This window comes from Acidicapsa dinghuensis, assembly GCF_025685685.1.
GTDB classification, from domain to species: domain Bacteria; phylum Acidobacteriota; class Terriglobia; order Terriglobales; family Acidobacteriaceae; genus Acidicapsa; species Acidicapsa dinghuensis.
On sequence record NZ_JAGSYH010000007.1, the window covers coordinates 26,845 to 42,691 of the forward strand.

The 15,847-nt window shown below is 57.3% G+C and carries 13 protein-coding genes; 7 read left to right on the forward strand and 6 right to left on the reverse strand.

Going from position 1 to position 15,847, the window contains the following annotated elements:
• The 6 genes from OHL22_RS19760 (at nucleotide 1) to ybgF (ending at nucleotide 5,598) form a co-directional block, all read left to right on the forward strand.
• The gene (locus OHL22_RS19760; RefSeq protein WP_263341245.1) at nucleotides 1–801 is read left to right on the forward strand and encodes a MotA/TolQ/ExbB proton channel family protein; all 801 of its coding nucleotides are present in this window, start codon (nucleotides 1–3) and stop codon (nucleotides 799–801) included.
• 2 nt (nucleotides 802–803) lie between these two features.
• Nucleotides 804–1,232, forward strand: a complete 429-nt coding sequence (locus OHL22_RS19765; protein ID WP_263341246.1) for an ExbD/TolR family protein — start codon at nucleotides 804–806, stop codon at nucleotides 1,230–1,232.
• 56 nt (nucleotides 1,233–1,288) lie between these two features.
• Nucleotides 1,289–2,149, forward strand: a complete 861-nt coding sequence (locus tag OHL22_RS19770) for a TonB family protein (RefSeq protein ID WP_263341247.1) — start codon at nucleotides 1,289–1,291, stop codon at nucleotides 2,147–2,149.
• Between the two features lie 133 nt (nucleotides 2,150–2,282).
• Nucleotides 2,283–3,641, forward strand: a complete 1,359-nt coding sequence (gene tolB, locus OHL22_RS19775; RefSeq protein WP_263341248.1) for a Tol-Pal system beta propeller repeat protein TolB — start codon at nucleotides 2,283–2,285, stop codon at nucleotides 3,639–3,641.
• Between the two features lie 86 nt (nucleotides 3,642–3,727).
• On the forward strand, nucleotides 3,728–4,477 hold the full coding sequence (gene pal / locus OHL22_RS19780; RefSeq protein ID WP_263341250.1) for a peptidoglycan-associated lipoprotein Pal: 750 nt from the start codon (nucleotides 3,728–3,730) through the stop codon (nucleotides 4,475–4,477).
• 137 nt (nucleotides 4,478–4,614) lie between these two features.
• Nucleotides 4,615–5,598 carry a tol-pal system protein YbgF gene (gene ybgF, locus OHL22_RS19785; RefSeq protein WP_263341251.1) on the forward strand — a complete coding sequence of 328 codons (984 nt, stop codon included), beginning with the start codon at nucleotides 4,615–4,617 and terminating at the stop codon, nucleotides 5,596–5,598.
• Between the two features lie 105 nt (nucleotides 5,599–5,703).
• On the opposite strand, the gene OHL22_RS19790 is transcribed toward ybgF, so the two are convergent.
• The 3 genes from OHL22_RS19790 to OHL22_RS19800 form a co-directional block, all read right to left on the reverse strand.
• Nucleotides 5,704–6,753, reverse strand: coding sequence for a 2-oxoacid:ferredoxin oxidoreductase subunit beta (locus tag OHL22_RS19790; RefSeq protein ID WP_263341253.1), 1,050 nt, complete (start codon nucleotides 6,751–6,753; stop codon nucleotides 5,704–5,706).
• Between the two features lie 3 nt (nucleotides 6,754–6,756).
• Nucleotides 6,757–8,607: a 2-oxoacid:acceptor oxidoreductase subunit alpha gene (locus OHL22_RS19795; protein WP_263341255.1), complete on the reverse strand. Its 1,851-nt coding sequence runs from the start codon at nucleotides 8,605–8,607 to the stop codon at nucleotides 6,757–6,759.
• A 199-nt stretch (nucleotides 8,608–8,806) separates the two neighbouring features.
• Nucleotides 8,807–9,895 (reverse strand): dihydrodipicolinate synthase family protein, encoded by a 1,089-nt coding sequence (locus OHL22_RS19800; protein ID WP_263341257.1) that lies wholly within the window; start codon nucleotides 9,893–9,895, stop codon nucleotides 8,807–8,809.
• A 106-nt stretch (nucleotides 9,896–10,001) separates the two neighbouring features.
• Between OHL22_RS19800 and OHL22_RS19805 the strand changes: the two genes are divergently transcribed.
• Entirely contained in the window at nucleotides 10,002–10,514 is a 513-nt protein-coding gene (locus tag OHL22_RS19805; RefSeq protein ID WP_263341259.1) for a hypothetical protein, read from the forward strand.
• Nucleotides 10,515–10,522: 8 nt separating this feature from the next.
• On the opposite strand, the gene carB is transcribed toward OHL22_RS19805, so the two are convergent.
• The 3 genes from carB to lepB form a co-directional block, all read right to left on the reverse strand.
• On the reverse strand, nucleotides 10,523–13,807 hold the full coding sequence (gene carB / locus OHL22_RS19810; RefSeq protein ID WP_263341260.1) for a carbamoyl-phosphate synthase large subunit: 3,285 nt from the start codon (nucleotides 13,805–13,807) through the stop codon (nucleotides 10,523–10,525).
• Nucleotides 13,808–13,915: 108 nt separating this feature from the next.
• Nucleotides 13,916–15,058, reverse strand: a complete 1,143-nt coding sequence (gene carA / locus OHL22_RS19815) for a glutamine-hydrolyzing carbamoyl-phosphate synthase small subunit (protein ID WP_263341262.1) — start codon at nucleotides 15,056–15,058, stop codon at nucleotides 13,916–13,918.
• Between the two features lie 168 nt (nucleotides 15,059–15,226).
• Nucleotides 15,227–15,844 carry a signal peptidase I gene (gene lepB / locus OHL22_RS19820; protein WP_263341264.1) on the reverse strand — a complete coding sequence of 206 codons (618 nt, stop codon included), beginning with the start codon at nucleotides 15,842–15,844 and terminating at the stop codon, nucleotides 15,227–15,229.
• Between the last annotated feature and the right edge of the window lie 3 nt (nucleotides 15,845–15,847).

Consider the following 15,847-nt stretch of genomic DNA (forward strand, 5'->3'; position numbering starts at 1 on the left):
TTGAGGTATACGCCGATTTTTGCAGCTTCCCTTTTTCTGCTGTATCAGGCGGACGCATCCGCTCCACCTCCACAGGCCGGCTCTGCACTGGTCGAAATGGTCACCAACAGCGGGCCGGTAGCTATTGCTGTTTTGTTGGTGCTGGGCATCGCCAGCGTCTACTCCTGGGCGCTGATCTTCTCCAAAATGAGCAGCTTCGGCAAAGCGACCAAGCAGAGCCGTCGGTTCATCCGGACCTTTCGCAAGGCGACGCGGCTGCAGGAGATTGCCGCGATTACGGCCGACTATACGCCTAGTCCGCTAACGGCCGTGTTTGAAGAAGTCTATGAGGCTTACAAACGGCAGACGGGCGGGTATGGGCCTCCGCGCAATGTCACAACGCTGGAGCGCGCGGCGCAAACGGCAGCCAGCGAGGCGCTGACACGGCTGGAACAGCGGCTGACGTGGCTGGCGACGATTGCTTCATCTGCGACCTTTGTCGGCCTGTTTGGCACGGTTATGGGCATCGTTGAAGCCTTTCACGGCCTCGGAACCGCTGGATCGGCAACGCTGCGTGCGGTAGCTCCGGGCATTTCTGAAGCGCTGATCACGACAGCGGCTGGAATCTTCGTGGCTGTGCCTGCTGGCGTCGCATACAACCAGTTCACTGCCCGGTTGCGCCTTTTTGCCTCGGGTGTCGATGATTTCGCACGCGAATTATTGAATTCGCTTGAAGAGATTCCTCAGCGCTCCGCAGCGCAGGCACAAGGCGGACAGCGTGCGATGGATCCGATAGCCCACATGGGCCGCGGCGAGGTCTAAGTATGGCCTTTACGACATCAGGCGGACGCACGCAGACTTCTCTGGCGGAGATCAACATCACGCCGCTGGTGGATGTGGTGCTGGTACTGCTGGTGATCTTTATGATCACCGCGCCGGTATTGCAATCCGGAATCGAAGTCGCGGTGCCCAAAACAAAGACAGTGAAGGAAATTCAGGACTCGCATGTTGTGGTGAGCATTACCAAGGATCAGACGGTGTACCTGGGCGATCAGCCGATCAATGTGCACGATCTGCCTGCGCGCCTGCAGCAGAGTGGCAAGGACCCGGCGCACCAGATTATTTACCTGCGTGCGGATGAGCGCGTGCCGTTCGGAGCATTCGCAACCGTGATGGACGCGGTGAAACAGGCGGGCATCACCAACATCAGCATCGTTACGCAGCCGCTGGATAAGTCCGGCAACAACCCGTAATCAGGAGTTGCGCGGAGATTCCGTGCAAAACAAGCCGGACTGGCAAGATCGACAGCATGGGCGACGGAATACAGGTCGGTAGTCACTTTGAAGAGATCGAGCGGGAGTTCGTCAAGGACCCGATCGGCCGCTTCACCACCTACGCTCTTCTGTTTCATTTTGCGCTCTTTGGCGGCATTATCGGCTTTGCTTATCTTGAAGCTCTGTTTCCGCACAACAACTGGGGTGGCAACAACGATGGTGGCGCGATCCAGGTGCAACTGGTGAGCAGTGCTATTCCGCTTCCGTCGACGCATCCGCCGAGCGAGAATGTGCTGGCCACGGAAAAGCCAAGCGAAGCGCCTGCCCCGCCTACTCCGAAAACCAAAGAGACCTACGACGAGCAGGCGATTCCCATCCCGTCCAAGATCACGCCTCCAAAGAAGCAGGCGAAGCAAAAGCAGCAGGTCAGCACGCCGCCCAAGCCTATCGCCGCGCCGCCGAACCAACGCACGTCAGCTCATCAGCAGACAGCGCCAAACAACAAGGCAGCCTATGGCGAGCAGGCCGCGAATAATATGCAGCGCGCGATGCAGCCATCCACTGTTTCGAGCAACGGACAGGTTGCGGTCACTGGTGGAGCGCGAGGGTTTAACTATCCGTATTACGTGGACAATATTCAACGCAAGATGAAGGAAAACCTGTACCGCGGCGAGGTCGATACCAGGACCCCGGCAGGTGCGCGCACCTACATTCTCTTTACGATTCGCCGCGACGGCAGTACGACGGATGTACGGCTTGATCGCTCCAGCGGCAGCCCAACGCTGGATCAGGCGTGCATTCGCGCTGCGCGGCGTGTTGACACATTTGGACCTCTGCCTTCGCCACCAAGCGATGGTAATCTCTCTGTCTCATACTTTTGCGACTATGATCAGTAACGTTTGGAAACCCGCACGAAAAGGGCGCTGTAAGCCTATGCAGATGCACTCAGCATCGTGCGAATCAGCTTCGAGTTCGCGAGTTCGAACTCGATTATCCTGGCTCACTCCAGGAGAAGGACAAACATTTCCGATGATTGCTCCTCTTATCAAGCTTCCCCGTATATTGCCTGGCTTTCTTCTCGCTTCTCTTCTATTCCTGATTCCATCCTCAGAACTTCGCGCACAGGACTGGGTGCGCACCGGCAGTGGACTGAATAACAATCCGATTCGTCTGGCCGCCGCGGATATGAAGCCCGTCGGCAACGATCCGCAAATGCCTGAGTTGAAGAACGTATTCGATGCGACGCTCTACGGCGATCTCAGCGCCTCGGGTGTCTTCGACATGGTTTCGAAGAGCATGGCGCCAACGGTCACGCCCGGTTCGCCGCAGGAGATCAATCTGACTCAGTGGTCCGCGGCACCGGCGAATGCTTCGATGGTGGCTCTTGGATCGATAAATGTGACCGGTGGACGCATTACTTTGAGCGGCTGGCTGGTGGATGCGAAAACTCCAGGAAATCCGCCGATTCTTGGCAAGCAGTACGGAGACTCGGCCAGCACGGATAATGCGCGCGCGATCGCTCACCGCTTTGCCGACGACATCATCGCGCAACTCACTGGTACCCGCGGCATCGCAGAGACGAAGATCTTTTTTGTCAGCGCCCGCAGCGGAACGAAAGAAGTCTGGGTGATGGACTATGACGGGCAGAACCAGCATGTGGTCACACATGGCGGTCCATCGCTTTCGCCCCGCGTTTCTCCGGATAACACACGTCTGGCCTACTCTTCGCTTGGCCGCGAAGGCTGGTCGATCCGCATGTATTCTCTGGAACTTGGACGATTTGTTTCCTTCCCGTGCGGCGTTCCTGGGGGCAGCAACTTTTCTCCGGCATGGTCTGCGGATGGCGGCAAGATTGCATTCTCATCTTCGCGTTCGGGCGATCCTGAGATCTGGACCTGCGATGCAAGCGGCGGCAATGCGCGCAAGCTGACTTCGTTCCGCGGGCCTGATGTTTCGCCGACGTGGAATCCGAAGACTGGCGGGCAGATCGCCTGGGTCAGCGGACGCACCGGTCTGCCGCAGATCTACATCATGGATGCGGATGGCGGCAACGTAACGCGCATGACCGATGGCGGTTATGCGATTTCGCCATCATGGTCTCCCAATGGACAGTTCCTCACGTTTTCATGGAATCGCAAGTACGGACCAGGCGCGCCGGGCGGGCAGGACATTTACGTCATGGACATTGCTTCCTTGCGCTGGTCGCAGTTGACACACGACTCTGGCAGCAACGATTTTCCGACTTGGTCACCCGATAACCGACACATCGTATTTGAGCGTGCAATTGGTGGACACACCTCTATTTGGACCATGCTGGCCGATGGCACGGATCAACATCAGCTCACTCGCTCCGGCAAGGACTTTATGCCGAACTGGAGCTGGAAATAGGTTTAGTCCCGGCACGACCGTGGGGCTTTTGAACGACAGGAACAAAATTTCGTAAACAGGAACTTCAAAAATTAAGGAGAAAAGACTTGAGCTCCCGAACCCGTGTTCTCACCTGCCTGGTTATGCTCGCCGCCGTCATTGGCTTTGCTGGTTGTAAGAAGAAATCGGCGGCAGGCAACACCACGCCGCCGGGCATGAATGGCCCGACGCCTACCGCGCAATTGACTGCAACACCCAACACCATTACGGCTGGCGATCAGGTAGTGCTCTCCTGGCGCACAACGGATGCCACGAGCGTTTCGATTGATGGAATCGGCGATGTGCCCAGTTCCGGCGTGAAGACTGTTACGCCTACTGAATCGACCAGCTATCACCTGCTGGCTCGCGGCGATGGCGGCACGGCAGATGCGACGGCTCGGGTTACGGTCAATCAGCCTCAGAATGCAGTCGCGGTTCCCAACAATATGGATGAAGGCAACCTGACCGAAGAGCAGCGGTTTAAGCAGAATGTGCAGGATATCTTCTTCGATTACGATAGCTATGACGTTCGCGGCGATGCGCAGGCCACGATGTCGAAGTCGGCGGCATACCTGGCACAGAACCCGAACATCAAGGTGCTGATCGGTGGCTACTGCGATGAGCGCGGATCGAACGAGTACAACCTGACGCTGGGCCAGAGCCGTGCTGACTCTGCGAAGAAGGCGCTGATACAGGCAGGTGTCTCGCCGGATCGCATTCGCACTATCAGCTATGGCAAGGAGAAGCCATTCTGTACGGAGTCGACGGAAGAGTGCTGGCAGCAGAACCGCCGTGCTGGTTTCACAATTGACCGGTAAACAACCCCGCCTGGGGGCTGTCTCTTCGAAGATAGCCCACGGCGAACTTAATCAACGATAATGTAACTGCATCTGCGGCAGTCGAGGCCTGGCCTTCACTGCCGCAATCCATTTACCGAACAGACTGCGAGATTCTTATGCAACGTCCTTCTTTGTCGCGAATTGTGCGTTTCCGGAATGTGGCTCTGCTTATGGCGGCCACGTTGGTCCCATCTCTGCCCGCGCATGCGGCGTCAAAAGAGATCATCGAACTGCAAACCCAGGTGCAGCAACTTCTGGATATGGTGCAGCGGCTGCAGTCCACGGTCGACTCGCGCTTTGGTGTCTTGCAACATCTGGTGGAACAGAGCGCAGACAACGTAAACCAGATGACTGCGGCCGTGAACGGGATGCAGCAGAAGATCAACTCGCAGTCGGAGGCCACCGGCGGCAAGCTGGACGGTGTTTCGGGCCAGGTACAGTCGCTGAATGATTCGATTGACGAGCTGAAGACGCGCATGGGCAAGCTCGACAAGGAATTGCAGGACGTGCAGTCGCAGCTGCAGACGATGCAGGCGCAATCGGCTGCGGGGGCGAACGCAGCCGGCGCTCAGCAAGGACAGCCTGGCAACCCGCAACAGCCGGGAACGCCCGGTCAGCAGGGGCAGCCCGGCGCTGGAGACAATGGCGGTGGCGCTGGTGCACCGCAAACACCTCAGCAACCGCAGGAGCAGGCTCCACCGCTGCAGGATACCTACCAGAGCGGCCTGCGCGACTATAACGCTGCGCGTTACGACGTAGCCGCTGGTGAGTTCGGCGATATTGTTCACTACTATCCGAACGATCCGCTGGCGGGCAATGCGCAGTTTTATATTGGCGAAATCTCGTACCGGCAGCAGAAATATCGCGACGCCATCAAGGCCTACAATCAGGTGCTCGAGAACTTTGCCGGCAGCCCCAAAGCCCCTGCGGCACAGCTTCGCAAGGGCGAGTCGCTGATACAGATTGGCCAGCGCGAGCAGGGCGTTCACGAACTGCGGGCGTTGATTCAGCGCTATCCGCAAACGCCCGAAGCCTCTCAGGCGCGCACCAAACTCAATGCGATGGGTGTACGTATCGTTCCCCGGGCGGGCGAACGATAGGCCAGCTTATTCTTTCCCGATGACGGTGGCTGAGATTGCAGGCTGATTCCAGGCATAAAAGAAGGAGCTCCAATAGTGGAGCTCCTTCTTTTGTTTGAGATAAATCTACTGCAGGCTGGCCATGACCTTGTCGAGAGCTTCCTTCGAGGGACGAACCACAGACTCGGGCAGTGTGCCGAGCGGCTGATCCACCAGATTGAGCAGATCGGTAAAGCTTGGCTTTTCCGGATTGACATAGAAGACGCCGGTGAGCACTTCCCCACCTTCGTGCGCTTCCATCAGCGCCTTGACGGCGCTGACTTTGTCGGTCGGATCGTAGTCTTCGCGCAGCTTGCGCAGACGCAGACTTGAACCGTCGTGCAGCTTCACATCGGTGGTTGTGCCTGGATCGTACTCGACGCTGATGTCTTCGAAGCTTGGCACAAAGCCGAGCTCGTTGATCGGCTCGTCATGCTCCTGCATGAACTTGTAGCTCTTGGTCGAACCCTCGTGATCGTTGAAGGTGACGCAGGGGCTGATCACATCGAGCATCACGGTGCCTTTGTGGGCAATCGCGGCCTTGAGCATCGCGAGCAGCTGCTTCTTGTCACCCGAGAAGGAGCGGCCAACGAAGGTCGCGCCAAGCTGGATGGCAAGCGAGCAGGTATCGATGGGAGGCAGATCGTTGATGACGCCGGTCTTGAGCTTGGAACCGATGTCGGCGGTTGCAGAGAACTGGCCCTTGGTCAAACCATATACGCCGTTGTCTTCGATGATGTAGATCATGGGAAGATTGCGGCGCAGCAGGTGAACGAACTGTCCCATGCCGATGGACGCTGTATCGCCGTCACCGGAAACGCCAATGGCCTGCATCGTGTGGTTGGCAAGAATCGAGCCGGTGGCAACGGAGGGCATGCGTCCATGCACACTATTGAAGCTGTGCGAACGGTTCATGAAGTAGGCAGGGCTCTTGGACGAGCAGCCGATGCCGGAGAGCTTCATGACACGTTCTGGCTGGACGCCCATCTCATACATCGCATCGATGATGCGCTCTGAGATGGCGTTGTGTCCGCAGCCGGCGCAGAGCGTCGTCTTGCCACCGCGGTATTCAATGACCGGCAGACCAATGCGATTGACCTTCGGAGCCGGAGTCGGTGTTGCGGTTGCTGTAGCCATGACTTAGCGGCCCTCCTGTGCAATCAGCTCTGCCGTAACGGAGCCGGCATCGATCGGCAATCCATTGAAGTGAAGAATGCTGCGGAACTTCATGGCTTCGTTTGCCGCGAGATCGAGCTTCAGCAGGCTGGCAAGCTGCGCATCGCGATCCTGCTCGACGACGTAGATACGGTCGTGCGAGGCGACGAAGTCGTGAACCTCCTGCGTGAACGGGTAGGCGCGAACGCGGAGATAATCGATGTCGAAATCGTGATTCTTCTTCAGCTCATCCAAAGATTCGGCAATCGCGAAGTCTGAGGTGCCGTAAGCGATGATGCCGATCTTCGAGGTTCCGTCTTTCACGATCACGGGCTTGGGAACCAGTGTGCGCGCAGTATCAAACTTACGCGTCAACCGATCCATAATCTCGAGATACTCATCCGGCTTTTCGGTGTAATTGCTCTTGGAGTTGTGCCCCGAGCCACGTGTGAAGTAGGCAGCCTTGGGATGATCGGTACCAGGCAGTGTACGCCAGCCGATAGCATCGCCATCGACGTCGGCATAGCGGGCAAAACCACCGAGACGGTTGAGGTCATCGGCGCTGAGCACCTTACCGCGATCGATAGGCTTTGTCGGATAATCGAACGGCTCAGACATCCAATTATTCATGCCGAGATCGAGATCGGTAAGCACGAATACCGGGGTCTGCAGACGCTCGGCGATGTCGAACGCCTGATAGCCGAAATCGAAGCATTCCTTGACCGAACCAGGCAGCAGGATCACATGCTTCGTATCGCCATGCGACAGGACCGCAGTCGAAAGCAAGTCGGCCTGCGAGGTACGCGTGGGCATACCAGTCGAAGGACCAGTGCGCTGCACGTCGAAGATAACTCCGGGGATTTCGGCAAAGTAGCCCAGACCGGCGAACTCAGCCATGAGCGAGATGCCGGGACCGGAGGTCGAGGTCATCGAACGCGCGCCGGCCCAGCCAGCGCCAAGCACCATGCCGATCGCGGCCAACTCATCCTCTGCCTGTACTACTGCAAAGGTCGCCTTGCCATCCTCGGTAATGCGGAACTTCTTCAGGTATTCCGTTGTTGCTTCGATCAACGAAGTCGATGGCGTGATGGGATACCACGCAACAACCGTCACGCCGGCGAACACCGCACCGAGACCACATGCCGAATTGCCATCGATGATGATCTTGCCGGCAGTGGCGTTCATGTGCTCGATGTAGTAAGGATCGTGCTTGGTCAGATGTTCCGCGAAGTAGGCCGCGCCAGCCTTGACCGCGCCGAAGTTCAGATCGAGCGCCTTCTGCTTCTTGGCAAACTGCTTCTTCAGTGCTCCCTCGACGCTATTCATGTCGATGCCGAGCATCTGGGCTACTACGCCCACGAAGACCATGTTCTTGACGAGCTTGCGAAGCTTCGCCTCAGGACATACCTGAGCGGTGATCTTGTCGAATGGAACGGGATAGCAGATCACATCATCGCGGTACTGCTTGAGGTTCAGATTCTCCTCGTAGATAGCGACAGCTCCGGCAGGAAGCGCGAGGATGTCATCCTTGGCGGTCTCAGGATTAAGCGCGACAAGCAGATCGATCTCTTTGCGGCGCGCTACGTATCCGTCTTTGCTGGCGCGAATGGTGAACCAGGTGGGTAGTCCGGCAATGTTGGAGGGGAACAGATTTTTTCCGCTTACCGGAACACCCATTCCAAAAATGCTCTTCAGCAGTACGCTATTGGCCGATTGCGAACCGGACCCGTTGACCGTTGCGACTACGATGCTGAAGTCATTTACTACACGTTTCGCGGCACTTGGCAGCGCCGCTTCGCTCTGTTCGTGACCCAGAGCTAGGTCTCCTATCGCCATGTGGCGGGATTCCCTTCGAATTGAAATGTCCAGAAAGACAAAGCTCTCTCTTCGACTAATAATTATAGTCACTTAGAGAGATGGATGTCCCTGCAGGGACCCAAATGATTACGGCTCAATTGGATAGATTTCCCAATCAAGCAAGTTATAAAAGGCTGGTCCCAGATTGTGGTTAATTTGAGCTGCTTTATGCGCTGGGTTAGTGGCGAATCTGAGCCAGCAGGTCTTCGACACGCGCTTTCGTTGGCCCATCCAGAGGCAACAGCGGACCGCGTGGCTTGCCGCCATAGTAGCCGTTGAAATCGCAGGCATACTTGACGCCTGCTATCCCCAGTGTGCTGCCCACCACGTTGCTGGCTTCGGCGATATGCCTTTGCTTCTCTTCCGCAAGCGCATGATCACGCTCTTTCCAGGCCGTGTAGATCTCCTGGCATGCCTGCGGAGCGCAGGTGGCAAACGCGAGGATTGCGCCGGTTGCACCAAGGTCGAGCGATTCTTTGAGCGTTGCTGTTGAACCAACCAGCACCTGAAATCCGACCTCTTTGGTGCGAGTGCGAATTGCCGGTGGAGGGGGCGCAATTGCCAATGCAAGAGCGGCTTCTGTTCCGCCGGTGAGACCATCGGCAGGAATGAAATTCATTGGCAGCGCCTTGGGAGTAAGCATGCGGCCCGTGACGGCCTCGAAAACTGGAGTGACGGCAATGGTGCGCTTAGGCGCGTTCTTCGTGGCTTCAATCACCTTGCCGACCCGCTCGACGTTTCCGCTCGATTCCTTGAGACCGATGATGTTGGGATGGTGCGCCAGTTCTGCGACGACTTCGAGAGGAATCTCTGCCTGTGTGAACTTCGGAATGGAGTAAAGGATCACAGGCAGCGGGGAGTGATCGGCCACGCTGCGGAAGTAATGAAGCAGGGATTCCGGAGTCAACTGAGGGCGGTAATAGCAGGGATTACGCACCAGAACGGCATCGTATTTGCGGCCTACCGCGTATTCTGCGAGCTCAACCGTGGCTTTGACGCTCTCGCGGCCGATGCCGGCGATCAGCACTTTCTCGTCTGCTGCGGCACTGGCCGCTACGCTCAGAGCTTCGCGAGTCTCGGCATCATTGAGCGCTACTGCTTCGCCGGTCGACCCCAATACGACGAGTCCAGACAAGGCTGTCAGCGACAACCTGGAGACGTTGAATTCAAGCTTTTTGAAGTAGATGCGCTCGTCTGGATAGAACGGCGTGGTCACGGGAGCGAAGATGCCTTCAAGGAGCATGATTCCATTGTAGACGGCGGTCAAGGAGCCTCGATCCCGCATCCGGATGGTCAATGGGCTGCAAGGCGCGGGCGATCCGGCAAGTCACATTTCAGATACACTTGAGTCACCTTCTTCCGGAGCGGCCAGCATGGATCACGAACTCGCTGAGATAAATCAGGAACCGGAAGAGGTTCTCGTCGAAGAAGAAGAGCTGAGAGTTGCGAACCTCGGCGAACAGGCACTCTGGGTACTGATTAACACGATGGTCGCCGCCGGAACATGGGGCGGCATGATGCTGGCGATCACGCTTGCGCATCCTCAAAGCGTGCCCGCCATCGCCACGTTGGGAGCTTCCTTCTTTCTGCCGCTGGTGGTGGGCTACTTCTTTACCAAGATAAGACAGAATGAGATGGGCCCGCACACGTGGCTGGTGGGGCTGATCTGGTTTCTGATCATCTGCCTCTGGATCCTCGACATGCCAACCGGGCCAAACCAGTGCTACCACTGCGATGCCTCACAGAAGCTTTATCTAACGTTCTTTAGCCTGAACGAAGATAGCGGCCTGATCGATGGCGAAGGCCGGTTTCTCGGCACCTGGCCGACCGCGGCTTTTATCGGCTACGGAATCGGGGCGGGCCTGGCGCTCAAGAAAAAGGCGTAGGCCAGAGCCTACGCCAACACCGGATGAAGCTGCTGTAGCGAAACCACCGAGGTTTTCTGCCGCTGCATGGCTGCGATTCCGTCGGCTGCGGCCCGGGCTGCGGCAACGGTTGTGATGGTCGGGATGCGGGCCAGCACAGCAGCACGGCGGAGAGCTTTCTCGTCGAAGATCGTGTCCTGACCACGCGGCGTATTCACGATGAGTTGAATGCGCTCGCTCTTGATGAGATCGACGACGTTCGGACGGCCTTCTTTCACCTTGAAGACACGCTCGACGGTGAGACCGAGTTTTTCAATCTCCCGCGCCGTACCTTCGGTCGCTACCAGATGGAAGCCCAACTCGACGTAGCGCTTTGCCAGCGCGGCCGCCGCCGCTTTATCCGGATCGTTGACGCTGAAGAAGACCGTGCCGTTGAGTGGAAGCACCTGCCCGGCGGAAAGCTGCGCCTTGGCGAAGGCTTCGCCGAAGTTGTCGGCCACACCCATGACTTCGCCGGTGGATTTCATCTCAGGACTTAGCACTGTGTCGGCACCGGGGAATTTATTCCACGGGAAGACTGGTGACTTTACATAGAAGTGCGGGCCGGGATCGAGATCCTTACGGTGGTTGACCTGATCCGGCAGGAAATCGCGCAGCTTGCGACCGGTCATGAGACGCGACGCGATCTTGGCCAGCGGCACGCCTGTTGCCTTCGAGACGTAAGGCACTGTACGCGAGGCACGTGGATTGACCTCAATGACAAAAACCTGGTCTTTGCCATTGACATCGCGCTGAATTGCGAACTGCAGATTGACCAGACCGACAACCTTGAGTGCCATCGCCAGCTTGCGCGTGTAGGCGCGAATGGTATCGAGCGTCTCGGGGCGAATATCAACTGGAGGCAGCACGCAGGAGGAGTCACCTGAGTGAATGCCGGCCTCTTCAATGTGCTGCATGATGGCAGCGATGACCACATCTTCGGAATCGCAGAGTGCGTCGACATCGACTTCGACCGCCGACTCAAGGAAGTGATCGACAAGAACCGGGCGGTCGGAGGAATACTCGACTGCCGAGCGCATGTAGTGGGCGACTTCTGCCGCGTTGTACGCAATCACCATGGCGCGTCCGCCGAGGACGTAGGATGGCCGCACAAGTACTGGATAACCAATGCGGTCGGCTACGGCGAGAGCTTCGTCGACAGAAGTAGCTGTGCCACCAGCAGGCTGCGGAATCTGCAATTCTTCGAGCAATTTGCCGAAACGCTTGCGATCCTCTGCGAGATCGATTGACTCGGGCGAAGTGCCGATGATGGGCACGCCGGCCTTGCGCAGGCGCTGTGCGAGATTCAGCGGAGTCTGTCCGCCAAACTGCACGATCATGCCGATCTCAGCGCCGGATTTCGCTTCATGCTCGTAGATCGCGAGTACATCTTCGAGCGTGAGCGGCTCAAAGTAGAGACGGTCGCTGGTGTCGTAGTCGGTCGATACGGTCTCGGGATTGCAGTTGACCATGATGGTCTCGTAGCCATCTTCTTTGAGCGCAAAGGCCGCGTGGCAGCAGCAGTAATCGAACTCGATTCCCTGCCCGATGCGGTTGGGTCCGCTGCCGAGGATGATGATCTTGCGCGTCGATGTCGGTGGCGCTTCGTCCTCTTCGTCGTAGGTCGAGTAGAAGTAGGGCGTGTGCGATTCGAACTCTGCAGCGCACGTGTCGACAAGCTTGAAGACCGGACGGATGTTGTGCGCGTAACGTAGCTCCCGCACCAGTGCAATACCGTCGTGGCCTTCGAGATGCCACTCAGTTGCGATGCGCTCATCGCTCAGGCCGTGGCGTTTCCAGCGGCGCAGGTCTGAGGCAAGCACAGTCTCCGGGCTCAGGGTCGAAATGCTGCGCTGCGACTCGGTGATCTCACGAACTTGATAAAGAAACCACGGATCCATGCCGGTGTAGCGAGCTACCTCACGTACGCTCAGGCCGCGGTCGAAAGCAAAGCGGATGTAGTTGAGCCGTTCGGGTTGTGGCGTTACGAGACGCTGCGTCAGACGGCGTGGATTCAGCTCTTCGCTGCCCGTCTTCTTGCCCGTTTCGAGCGAGCGCAGCGCCTTCATCATCGACTCCTTGAAGGTGCGGCCGATGGCCATAACTTCGCCGACTGACTTCATCTGCGGACCGAGCGTCTCGTCTGCGCCGGGAAACTTTTCGAATTGCCACTTCGGAATTTTCGTAACGACATAGTCGATGGTTGGCTCGAAGCACGCAGGGGTCATGCGCGTGATGTCGTTGGGAATCTCATCGAGTGTGTAGCCGACGGCGAGTTTCGCCGCGATCTTGGCAATTGGGAAGCCGGTTGCCTTCGAAGCCAGCGCTGATGAGCGCGAGACACGCGGATTCATTTCGATGACGGTCATGCGGCCGTTGGCGGGGTTCACGGCAAACTGCACATTGGAGCCGCCGGTCTCAACGCCAATCTCACGCATGACGGCGATGGCTGCGTCGCGCATCTTCTGGTATTCGCGATCAGTGAGTGTCTGCGCCGGGGCTACGGTGATAGAGTCGCCGGTGTGCACGCCCATCGGATCGAAGTTTTCGATAGAGCAGACGATGATGACGTTGTCTGCGAGGTCGCGCATGACCTCCAGTTCATACTCTTTCCAGCCGAGCACGGACTCTTCGATCAGGCACTCGTGCACCGGCGAAAGGCTGAGGCCGTTGGAGAGAATCTCCATCAACTCTTCACGGTTGTAGGCAATGCCGCCGCCCGAGCCGCCGAGTGTGAAGCTGGGGCGGATGAGGATCGGGAAGCCGATCTTCTGAGCGAAATCCATGCCGTCGCGGAGATTGTTGACGAGGATCGACTTCGAGACTTCAAGGCCGATGCGCACCATCGCGTCCTTGAAGAGCAGGCGGTCTTCGGCTTTCTTGATGGCTTCGAGCTTGGCGCCGATCATCTCCACGCCATATTTTTCGAGGATTCCGGCATCGGAGAGATCGACAGCGAGATTCAGCGCTGTCTGGCCACCGACAGTCGGCAGCAGTGCGAACTTGCCCGAACCGGGAGCCATCATCGCAGACTCGATGCGGATGATCTCTTCGACATAGGGCACGGTGAGCGGCTCGATGTAAGTGCGGTCGGCCAACTCTGGATCGGTCATGATGGTGGCCGGGTTGGAATTCACCAGCACCACTTCGAAGCCGTCCTGCTTGAGGGCCTTGCAGGCCTGTGTGCCGGAGTAGTCGAACTCGGCGGATTGGCCGATGACGATCGGCCCCGAGCCGATCACAAGTATCTTCTGGATGTCATTTCTGCGTGGCATCTTGTCTTTATTCCCTGCTATCTGCTGTCAAAGTCGTCTGGCCCAAAAAACAGCGGAGCCAATAGCCCCGCTGTCTGGAAATACCGATCCTGTTGCTCGCTGCGAAGGTCATCCCTTCCACTCCTCCATCATCTTGCGGAAATCGCGGAAGAGATAGTGCGAGTCGTGCGGGCCAGGTGCTGCTTCGGGGTGATACTGCACGCTGAAGAGCGGCAGCGACTTATGGCGCAGTCCTTCGAGCGTGTTGTCGTTGAGGTCTACATGCGTTAGATCCACTTCGTTGGCGTTCACCGAGTCAGGATCTACGGCGAAGTTGTGATTGTGTGCCGTGATCTCGACCTTGCCGGTGACATTGTTTTTCACCGGGTGGTTGCCGCCGTGGTGGCCAAATTTGAGCTTGTAGGTTTTGCCGCCGAGCGCTAAACCGGTGAGCTGATGGCCAAGGCAGATGCCGAAGATCGGCTTGCGCCCCATCATCTCCTGAATCGCCTTCACAGCGTAATCGACCGGCTCCGGATCACCCGGGCCGTTCGAGAGAAAGACACCATCTGGCTTGAGTGACATGACTTCATCGGCACGCGTTTCGGCGGGTACTACGGTCACGCGGCAACCTTCGCGCGTCAACATGCGCAGAATGTTGCGCTTGATGCCGAAATCGTAAGCCACTACATGAAGCTTTCGCTCGAAATTACCCGCGTCACGGGTCGAAAGTAACGGATCGCCGGATTGGTTGTTGGCGTCGGTTTCGTCAAAACTGAACTGCGTTTTGGTCGAAACCACGCGAGCCAGATCCGTGCCATCCATCTTGCGGATGGAACGAGCCTTGGCAATGAGCTTTTCGGGATCGGTCTCTGCCCTGGAAATCACGCCGCGCATCACGCCGTTGTTGCGCAGGTGGCGCACCAGCGCGCGAGTATCGATCTCGGCCATTACCGGAACCTGATAGCGCTCCATGTACTCGTCGGTCACCTGCTCCGAACGCCAGTTGGAGCTGACCGAAGAGAACTCGCGTACGATCAGGCCTTCGATATACGGCTTGGCCGCTTCGTTATCCGCCTGGTTGGTTCCGTAGTTGCCGATCTGTGGATTAGTAAGAACTACGATCTGACCGGCATAAGAGGGATCGGTGGCGATTTCCTGATAACCGGTTAAGGAAGTATTGAAGACCACTTCGCCCAGGGCTTCCCCCGGTGCTCCGTATCCTTCGCCCAGAAAAATGCGCCCGTCTTCGAGCGCAAGAGTCGCTTGCATCGCGTCTCCGAGGAGTGGATTCAATCGATTTTAGCAGGTTTCACTCGCGAATATTGTGACAGAAATGAAACATCACTATGTGGGCCAATTCGAAGAGAGACGATAAATCGAAAACCTCAAATTTCGGCAGATTTAGCGGGAAGATTATCGATATGTCTTGGAACCCAACTACCGCACCACACCGACATCCTGAGTGGGCCAGTAAACAAATTCCGCCTTGCCGTAGATGAGGTCGCGCTGGACTGGGCCAAACTCGCGGCTGTCGGATGAGATGGACCGATGATCACCCATGACGAAGTATTCGTCCGGTGGAATCACCATCGGCTCCAGCGATCTTTCGTCACGATATGCCGGCGGAACGTAGGGCTCTTTGATTGCTTTGCCATTCACGAAAACCTGCCCGTCATCGATGCGCAGATGATCGCCCGGCAGAGCAATCACGCGTTTGATGTAGCTTTTGCTGGGGTCGCGCGGGTAGTGAAAGACCACCACGTCATCGCGCTCAATGGCAGTGAAGTGATAGACAAACTTATTGATAAAGAGCCGGTCCTGATCAACCAGCCGGGGAAGCATGCTGGTGCCTTCCACCCGAACCGGCTGATAAAGAAAGGTGATGATCAGGACTGAAGCGAGCGCCGCAAAAAACAGATCGCGCACCCAAAGCTTCCATCCAGGTACTTTTGCCTGGATGAGAGTGTGCTCTGCAGTCTTCTGTGAGGAAGTAGAAGAGAGTGGCAGCTCCGCCTGTGTTGTCTCGTGCTCCGGCTGCGCCACTTCGCTTTCCATTGT

Coding starts and splice junctions, on each gene's coding strand:
- tolB (WP_263341248.1), top strand. CDS start 2,283: ATGATTGCTCCTCTTATCAAGCTTCCCCGTATATTGCCTGGCTTTCTT.
- OHL22_RS19790 (WP_263341253.1), bottom strand. CDS start 6,753: ATGGCTACAGCAACCGCAACACCGACTCCGGCTCCGAAGGTCAATCGC.
- lepB (WP_263341264.1), bottom strand. CDS start 15,844: ATGGAAAGCGAAGTGGCGCAGCCGGAGCACGAGACAACACAGGCGGAG.
- carA (WP_263341262.1), bottom strand. CDS start 15,058: ATGCAAGCGACTCTTGCGCTCGAAGACGGGCGCATTTTTCTGGGCGAA.
- OHL22_RS19770 (WP_263341247.1), top strand. CDS start 1,289: ATGGGCGACGGAATACAGGTCGGTAGTCACTTTGAAGAGATCGAGCGG.
- ybgF (WP_263341251.1), top strand. CDS start 4,615: ATGCAACGTCCTTCTTTGTCGCGAATTGTGCGTTTCCGGAATGTGGCT.
- OHL22_RS19795 (WP_263341255.1), bottom strand. CDS start 8,607: ATGGCGATAGGAGACCTAGCTCTGGGTCACGAACAGAGCGAAGCGGCG.
- carB (WP_263341260.1), bottom strand. CDS start 13,807: ATGCCACGCAGAAATGACATCCAGAAGATACTTGTGATCGGCTCGGGG.
- OHL22_RS19765 (WP_263341246.1), top strand. CDS start 804: ATGGCCTTTACGACATCAGGCGGACGCACGCAGACTTCTCTGGCGGAG.
- OHL22_RS19805 (WP_263341259.1), top strand. CDS start 10,002: ATGGATCACGAACTCGCTGAGATAAATCAGGAACCGGAAGAGGTTCTC.